Genomic DNA, 7,782 nt, shown 5'->3' with positions numbered 1-7,782 from the left:
GGCCGGTGGGGCCGCCGCCGCGACGGCGCCGGGCCCGGCCGGCGACGCGTGGGAGACGGTACGACTGGCCCGGCACCCGGGCCGACCGACCACCCTGGACTACCTGGAGACGGCGTTCGACGGCTTCGTCGAGCTGCACGGCGACCGGCTCGGCGCCGACTGCCCCGCGGTGGTGGGCGGGCTGGCCCGGCTCGACGGCCGGCCGGTGATGGTGATCGGGCACCAGAAGGGGCACAGCACCGCCGAGCTGGTGGCGCGCAACTTCGGCATGGCCAGCCCGGCCGGGCACCGCAAGGCGCTGCGGCTGATGCGGCTGGCCGCCCGCCTCGGCCTGCCGGTGGTGACCCTGGTGGACACGCCCGGGGCGGATCCCGGGGTGGCCGCCGAGGAGCAGGGGCAGGCGGCGGCCATCGCCGAGAACATCCTCGCCCTGGCCGTGCTGCCCACCCCGGTCGTCGCGGTGATCACCGGGGAGGGGGGCAGCGGCGGCGCGCTGGCCCTGGCGGTGGCCGACCGGGTGCTGATGTTCCAGCACGCCGTCTACTCGGTGATCAGCCCCGAGGGGTGCGCGGCCATCCTGTGGCCCGACCGGGGGGCGGCCCCGCAGGCGGCCCGCGCGTTGCGGCTGACCGCGCCCGACCTGTGCCGCCTCGGGGTGGTCGACGACGTCGTGCCGGAGCCGGCCGCGGCCGCGCACCACGACCCGGAGGCGGCGGCCCGGGCGCTGCGCGCGGCCGTGTCGGCGCACCTGCTGCCGCTGCTGGACGTGCCGCCCGCCACGCTGGTGCGGCGCCGCCGGCAGCGGTTCCGGCGCTTCGGCGCGGCGCGGCTCGGCGCGCGGGCGGGTGCCCGGTGAGCGCGGGCGGCGCCCCGGTCGACACCGCGACGCTCGGCGCGGAGCCGGCGTCGGGGGTGGACGCGGTGCTGGCCGGGCTGCGGCGGCACGCCCGGGACCTGGTGGCCGAGCTGGCCGGCCCGGTCCGCCGGGTGCGGCTGCGCAGCGGCGACACGGTGCTGGAGGTGGAGTGGCACGGCGGCGTGCCGGTGGAGGCCCCGCCGGAGGCCGCAGCGGTCCCGACGTCGCCCGCGCCGCCCGGCGACACCCCGGGCCGGCACACGGTGCGCTCGCCCATCGTCGGCACGTTCTACCGGGCGCCGGAGCCGGGCGCCGCGCCCTTCGTGGCCGTCGGGGACCTGGTCCGTCCGGGGCAGGTCGTCGGGATCGTCGAGGCGATGAAGCTGATGAACGAGGTGAGCGCCGACCGGGGCGGCCGGGTCGCCGAGGTCCTCGCCGCCGACGGCCAGCCGGTCGAGTACGACCAGCCGCTGCTCGCGCTGGACCCGGACTGAGGCGGTGGGCGATGTTCGAGAAGGTGCTGATCGCCAACCGGGGCGAGATCGCCCTGCGGGTGCTGCGCGCCTGCCGCGAGCTGGGGGTGCGTACCGCCGTGGTCTACTCCACGGCCGACGCGGACTCCGCCGCGGTGCGCCTGGCCGACCAGGCCGTGCGGATCGGGCCGCCGCCCGGCCGGCGCAGCTATCTCAACGCCGCCGCCATCGTGGAGGCGGCCCGGCAGGTGGGCGCGCAGGCCGTGCATCCCGGCTACGGGTTCCTCTCCGAGGACGCCGACTTCGCCGAGATCTGCGCCGACAACGGGCTGACGTTCATCGGCCCGCCGCCGGAGGTGATGTCCGCGTTGGCCGACAAGTCCTCCGCGCGGGCGCTGATGCGCCGCGCCGGGCTGCCGTTGCCGCCGGGCAGCGTCGCGCCGGTGCCCACCGCCGCGGCGGCGGCGGAGGTGGCCGCCGAGGTGGGCTACCCGGTGATCGTCAAGGCGGCGGCCGGCGGCGGGGGGCGCGGCATGACGGTCGTCGCCGGCCCGGCGGAGCTGCCCCGGGCGTACGCGCGGACGAGGGCCGCCGCGCAGGCCGCCTTCGGCGACGACCGGGTGTACGTCGAGCGGTACCTCACCGGGGCGCGGCACGTCGAGGTGCAGCTGCTGTGCGACTCGCACGGCAACGGCGTGCACCTGGGCACGCGGGACTGCTCGGTGCAGCGCCGGCACCAGAAGCTGGTGGAGGAGGCGCCCGCGCCGGCGCTGTCGGCCGGCACCCTGGAGGCCATCGCGGAGTGCGCCCTGCGCGGCGCCATGTCGGCCGGGTTCACGGGGGCCGGCACGGTGGAGTTCCTGGTCGACCCGGACGAGCGGTTCCACTTCCTGGAGATCAACTGCCGGATCCAGGTCGAGCACCCCGTCACCGAGATGATCACCGGGATCGACCTGGTGCACGAGCAGCTGCACATCGCCGCCGGGGTGCCGCTGCGGCTGCGGCAGGCCGACGTCCGCCCGCACGGGGTGGCCATCGAGTGCCGGGTGAACGTGGAGGACCCGGAGCGGGGCTTCGCGCCGACGCCCGGCCGGCTGGACCGCTTCGTACCGCCCGGTGGCCCGTTCACCCGGGTCGACACGCACGGCCACGCCGGCTACGTGTTCGGCCCGTACTACGACTCGCTGCTGGCCAAGGTCGTGGTCTGGGCGCCCGACCGGGAGCTGGCGCTCAACCGGCTGGAACGGGCCCTCGACGAGTTCGACATCGCCGGGCCCGGCGTGCGCACCACCATCCCGTTCGTCCGGCGGGTGCTCGACGACGCCGGGTTCCGCAAGGGCCGCTACTGCACCGGCCTGGTCGACCAGTTGCTCGCCGGCCCGCCCGACGCACACCACAGGAGGCATTGATGACCGTCACCCACGGCCGCCCGTTGACCGCCGAGATCACCGACATCCTGGTGGCCAACTGCGGGCTGGACGCCGAGGCCGCCGCCCGCGCCCCGGCGGCGTCGCTGGAGGAGCTCGGCATGGACTCGCTGGCGCTGCTCGAACTGTCCGCCGTGGTCGCCGACCGGTGGCGGGTGCGGATCCCCGAGGAGGCCGGGCAGCTCAGCATCGCGGGCGTGGCCGAGCTGGTGGCCCGCCGCGCCGACCCGCCCGGGCACACCGAGAACAGCGTGCTCATCGCCGCGCCACTGCCGCTGGTCTGGGACGTCACCAACGACGTCGCCGGCTGGCCCGAGCTGTTCACCGAGTACGCCCGGGTGGAGATCCTGCACCGCGACGGCGACACCGTGCGGTTCCGGCTCACGATGCACCCCGACGAGAACGGCACGGCGTGGAGCTGGGTCAGCGAGCGCACCGCCGACCCGGCGACGCGGCAGGTCCGCGCCCGACGGGTGGAGACCGGGCCGTTCGAGTACATGAACATCCACTGGCAGTACGCGCAGGAGCCCGGCGGCACCCGGATGACCTGGGTGCAGGACTTCGCGATGAAGCCGACCGCCCCGGTGGACAACGCCGGCATGACCGAGCGGATCAACACCAACAGCGCCGTGCAGCTCGCCGTGATCAAGGAGAAGATCGAGCGGCTGGCCGGCGCCCGGGGCGCCACGGCCGCCACGGCGGCGTCCGGTCCGGCCCCGGCCCCGCGCGCCGCCGACGAGGCGACGGGAGCCGGCGATGAGTGAGCGGACGCTGCGGCTGGTCGCCGCCACCGACGTGCCGCCGGACCGTCGCCGCGGCGGCGAGCTGCGGGTGCTGCTCGGCCCGAAGACCGTCGGCAGCACCTCCGGGTTCATGGGCGTGGCGACGCTGGCGCCCGGCGAGCGTATCGGCGAGCACTACCACCCCTACAGCGAGGAGTTCCTCTACGTGGCGCGGGGCGCGATCACCGTGGACCTCGACGACCGGCCGGTGCCGCTCGCGGCCGGCGAGGCGCTCTTCGTACCGGTCAACGTGCGGCATCGGCTGCGCAACACCGGCGACGAGCCGGCCGAGGTGGTCTTCCACCTCGGACCGTTGGCGCCCCGGCCGGAACTCGGCCACGTCGACACCGAGCCGCCCGAACAGCGGGGCGCATCGTGAGCGCGAGGAGTGAGCGGGGTTTGCGAGCCCCGCAGTCGCGAGCGGAGGTGGCGTCGTGAGCGCGAGGAGTGAGTGGGTTTTTGCGAGCCCCGCAGTCGCGAACCGAGGTGACGTTGTGAGCGCGAGGAGTGAGCGGGTTTTGCGAGCCCCGCAGTCGCGAGTCGAGGTGGCGTCGTGAGCGGGCGCCGCACGGTGGTGACCGGCGTCGGGGTGGTCGCCCCCGGCGGCGCCAGCCGGGACCGGTTCTGGAAGGCCGTCACCGAGGGGCGGACGGCGACGCGCCGGATCAGCTTCTTCGACCCGTCGCCGTTCCGGTCGCAGATCGCCGCCGAGTGCGACTTCGACCCGGTCGCCGCCGGGCTCAGCGCGGCCGAGCGGCGGCGCGCCGACCGGTACGTGCAGTTCGCGCTGGCCTGCTCCGCCGAGGCGGTCGCGGACGCCGGGCTGGAGCTCACCGACGCCGAGCGGGACCGGGCCGGGGTGGTGCTGGGCACCGCGGTCGGCGGCACCATGGCGCTGGAACAGGAGTACGTGACGGTCAGCGACGGCGGCCGGCGGTGGCTGGTCGACGCGGCGCGCGGCGGCCCGTACCTCTACCAGGCGCTGGTGCCCAGCAGCCTGGCCGCCGACGTGGCATGCCGGTACGGGCTGCACGGCCCGGCCCAGGTGGTCTCCACCGGCTGCACGTCCGGCATCGACGCGATCGGGTACGCCCACCAGCTCATCGCCGACGGCGAGGCCGACATCGTGCTGGCCGGGGCCGCGGACTCGCCGATCTCCCCGGTGACGGTCGCGTCCTTCGACGCGATCAAGGCGACCAGCCCGGACAACGACGATCCGGCGCACGCCTCGCGCCCCTTCGACGCCGACCGGCACGGTTTCGTGCTCGCCGAGGGGGCGGCGGTGCTGGTGCTTGAGGAGGCCGGGCACGCCCGGCGGCGCGGCGCGCACGTCTACTGCGAGGTCGCCGGCTACGCCAGCCGCAGCAACGGCTACCACATGACGGGGCTGCGGCCCGACGGGCTGGAGATGGGGCTGGCGATCTCGGCGGCGCTGCGGCAGGGCCGCATCGCACCCGAGCAGGTCTCCTACGTCAGCGCGCACGGCTCCGGCACCCGGCAGAACGACCGGCACGAGACCGCCGCGTTCAAGCGGGCCCTGGGGCAGGCCGCGTACGGGGTGCCGATCAGTTCGATCAAGTCGATGGTGGGGCACTCGCTCGGCGCGATCGGGTCGATCGAGATGGCGGCGTGCGCGCTCGCGATCGAGTTCGGCGTTGTGCCGCCGACGGCCAACTGGGCCACCCGGGACCCGGAGTGCGACCTGGACTACGTGCCGAACGAGGCGCGGGAGCTGCCGGTGGACGTGGCGCTGTCGGTGGGCAGCGGCTTCGGTGGCTTCCAGTCGGCGATGGTGTTCCGCCGGCTGCCCGGGGCGGTGCCGGCGTGACCGCCCGGGCGGTGGTGACCGGCATCGGGGTGGTCGCGCCCAGCGGCATCGGCGCCGACGCGCACTGGCGGACGGTCCTGGCCGGCACCCGCCGCACCGGGCCGATCACGCTGTTCGACCCCGCCGGCTATCCGACGCGCCACGGCGGGGAGGTGCCCGGCTTCGACGCCGCCGCGTACGCCGACAACCGGCGGCTGGTGCAGACCGACCGGTGGACGCACCTCGGCTTCGCCGCGACCCGGCTGGCGCTGGCCGACGCCGGCCTGCCCGAGCGGGCCCCCGATCCGTACGGGTACGCCGTGGCGCTGGCCAGCTCGTCGGGCGGGAACCTGTTCGGGCAGCGGGAGCTGCAACGGCTCTGGGGCGGGCCGTCGCGCACCGTCGGGGCGTACCAGTCGATTGCCTGGTTCTACGCGGCCAGCGTGGGGCAGCTCTCCATCCACCACCAGTTCAAGGGGCCGTGCGGGGTGCTGGTCGCCGAGGCGGCCGGCGGGCTGGACAGCCTGGCGCACGCTGCGCGGGCGGTGCGCCGGGGCACCCCGGTGGTGATCGCCGGGGCGACCGAGTGCCCGCTGAGCCCGTACGCCCTGGCCTGCCAGCTGCGCTCCGGGCTGCTCAGCGACGTGTCCGACCCGCAGCGGGCGTACCGGCCGTTCGACGCCGCCGCCAGCGGCTACCTGCCGGCGGAGGGCGGCGCGGTGTTCGTGGTGGAGGAGCTGGGTCACGCGCTGGCCCGGGGCGCCCGCGTGTACGGCGAGGTGACCGGCTGGGGCGCCACCCACGACGGCGTCCACACCGGCGCGGATACCGCCGGCGACCCGGTGCAGTACGCGCGGGCGATGCGGCTGGCCCTGGACCGGGCCGGCGTCGGGGCGGAGTCGGTGGACGTGGTACTGCCCGACGCGCTCGGCGTGCCCCGCTACGACCGCAGCGAGGCCGAGGCGCTGCGGGCGGTGTTCGGTGACCGGCCGCCGCCGGTGACCACGCAGAAGCCGCTGACCGGCCGCGCCCACCAGGGCGGCTCGGCGCTGGACGCGGCGACCGCGCTGCTCGCGTTCGCGAACGACACGCTGCCCGCCTCCGCCGGGCCGGACGAGGTGGCCGAGGGCTGCGAGCTGGACTTCCTGCGGGAGCACCGGCGCCCGCGCAGCCGGCTGGCGCTGGTCTGCGCGCGCGGCTTCGACGGGTTCAACAGCGCGCTGGTCCTGCGCGGGGCCGCGCCGGCGAGGGGAGCGACACCATGAGCGAGGGCGGCGGGCGGACGGTCGGCACGGCGCCGGCGGGACCCGGTGGCGGGCCGGGGCACGTCGGGGCGGTCGACGCGGGTGCGCGGGGGACGGCCGGCGCGGCGGCCCCCGCCGCGCCCGCCGACGCGCGGGGGCGGCGGGCGCGGGTGGTGTTCCTGGTGCGGGTCCCGGCGCCGCGCACGGAGGCGTTCCTCGCCGCGTACGAGCAGATCCGACACCTGGTCGCCGGTGGCGTGCCGGGGCACCTGGTCGACCAGGTCTGCCGCTCGTCGGCCGACCCGGAGCAGTGGTTGATCACCAGCGAGTGGGCGAGCCTGGCCGACTTCGAGGCGTGGGAGCGCAGCCCCGAGCACCGGGACCTGGTCCGGCCGATGCGGGAGTGCTTCACCGACGCCCGGTCGCTGCGTTTCGTGGTGCACGCGCAGACACCCACCCCGACGCCGGCCTGACCCGGGCCGCTCGCGCCGCCGGTGCCCGCCGGGCACCGGCGGCGCCGTCGTGCCCGCCCGCCGTCGTGCCCGCCCGTTGTCGTCCGCCGTTGTTCGCCGTTGTTCGCCGATGTCCGTCGTCGTCCGCCGCCGCCGCCGATGCCGATGCCGCCGCCATTGTCCGCCGTGATCGTCCGCCGTGTCGTTCCGTCGCGGCAGCTCAGTCCGATGTAGACGAAACCGGGCGTTGTTTGGGGTGAACCGCCGCATCCGTCGGCGCCGGGCGGGATTGTCACCCCGCACGCTCCGGTGTCGACGCGCCATCGGCCGAACCGGGGGGCGACGCCGGCCGTACGCACGACGTGTCATCCGGCGGTTACCCAGAGCCGGCCTACCCGCCCGATACTGCCCGCCGAAGCGGCTGCCGGCAATCCGGCCGGCCGCTCTTTCTGATCTAGCCATTTGCATCTGGTGATGTATCCGGTGGCGTCGTATGGTTCCCCGCAGCACCCCGACGAACGCACTTTCTGGGCAGATTTGCCCTCTTTGATGCTGGGCGGTGAACGTCAGTGATGACAGGAAATCCTGCGGCGACAGACCCGGATTGGGTCGACGAAGTTCTGCTCGCAGGCCGTCCGACCGACATTTGTCTTCGACTGCCCGAACCCGTCGACCGGGCCACCCTGCGCCGGCTGGTGGCCGACGCGCAGGCCCGGCTGCACGCCGCCGGCCTGCGTCCCG

8 protein-coding genes are annotated in these 7,782 nt (G+C 75.8%); all 8 read left to right on the top strand.

From position 1 onward, the window contains the following. The coding region (locus ACWENR_RS28340) for an acetyl-CoA carboxylase carboxyltransferase subunit alpha (RefSeq protein WP_452280011.1) at window positions 1-856 on the top strand (856 nt) is incomplete at its 5' end. Continuing rightward, window positions 853-1,350, top strand: coding sequence for an acetyl-CoA carboxylase biotin carboxyl carrier protein (gene accB / locus ACWENR_RS28335; RefSeq protein ID WP_452280010.1), 498 nt, complete (start codon window positions 853-855; stop codon window positions 1,348-1,350). The genes ACWENR_RS28340 and accB, both read left to right, overlap by 4 nt. An 11-nt stretch (window positions 1,351-1,361) precedes the next feature. After that, window positions 1,362-2,738, top strand: a complete 1,377-nt coding sequence (locus ACWENR_RS28330) for an acetyl-CoA carboxylase biotin carboxylase subunit (protein WP_452280009.1) — start codon at window positions 1,362-1,364, stop codon at window positions 2,736-2,738. After that, window positions 2,738-3,520, top strand: a complete 783-nt coding sequence (locus tag ACWENR_RS28325) for an SRPBCC family protein (protein ID WP_452280008.1) — start codon at window positions 2,738-2,740, stop codon at window positions 3,518-3,520. Before ACWENR_RS28330 ends, ACWENR_RS28325 begins: the two co-directional genes overlap by 1 nt. After that, window positions 3,513-3,917: a cupin domain-containing protein gene (locus tag ACWENR_RS28320; protein WP_452280007.1), complete on the top strand. Its 405-nt coding sequence runs from the start codon at window positions 3,513-3,515 to the stop codon at window positions 3,915-3,917. Before ACWENR_RS28325 ends, ACWENR_RS28320 begins: the two co-directional genes overlap by 8 nt. Window positions 3,918-4,091: 174 nt before the next feature. Next, window positions 4,092-5,366: a beta-ketoacyl-[acyl-carrier-protein] synthase family protein gene (locus tag ACWENR_RS28315; protein ID WP_452280006.1), complete on the top strand. Its 1,275-nt coding sequence runs from the start codon at window positions 4,092-4,094 to the stop codon at window positions 5,364-5,366. Further along, window positions 5,363-6,610 (top strand): beta-ketoacyl synthase N-terminal-like domain-containing protein, encoded by a 1,248-nt coding sequence (locus ACWENR_RS28310; RefSeq protein ID WP_452280005.1) that lies wholly within the window; start codon window positions 5,363-5,365, stop codon window positions 6,608-6,610. The genes ACWENR_RS28315 and ACWENR_RS28310 overlap by 4 nt, the downstream gene beginning before the upstream one ends. After that, complete coding sequence (locus tag ACWENR_RS28305; RefSeq protein ID WP_452280004.1) at window positions 6,607-7,062, top strand: antibiotic biosynthesis monooxygenase family protein; 456 nt, start codon at window positions 6,607-6,609, stop codon at window positions 7,060-7,062. The genes ACWENR_RS28310 and ACWENR_RS28305 overlap by 4 nt, the downstream gene beginning before the upstream one ends. The last annotated feature ends 720 nt before the right edge of the window (window positions 7,063-7,782 follow it).

Source organism: Micromonospora sp. NPDC004336, assembly GCF_053602615.1.
Note: the sequence above shows the minus strand (reverse complement) of the source record. Positions and strands in the feature narration are given on the sequence as shown.

Bases quoted from the DNA above. Each gene is read 5' to 3' on its own strand.
- ACWENR_RS28330 (WP_452280009.1), top strand. From the start codon at position 1,362: ATGTTCGAGAAGGTGCTGATCGCCAACCGGGGCGAGATCGCCCTGCGG.
- ACWENR_RS28325 (WP_452280008.1), top strand. From the start codon at position 2,738: ATGACCGTCACCCACGGCCGCCCGTTGACCGCCGAGATCACCGACATC.
- ACWENR_RS28320 (WP_452280007.1), top strand. From the start codon at position 3,513: ATGAGTGAGCGGACGCTGCGGCTGGTCGCCGCCACCGACGTGCCGCCG.
- ACWENR_RS28305 (WP_452280004.1), top strand. From the start codon at position 6,607: ATGAGCGAGGGCGGCGGGCGGACGGTCGGCACGGCGCCGGCGGGACCC.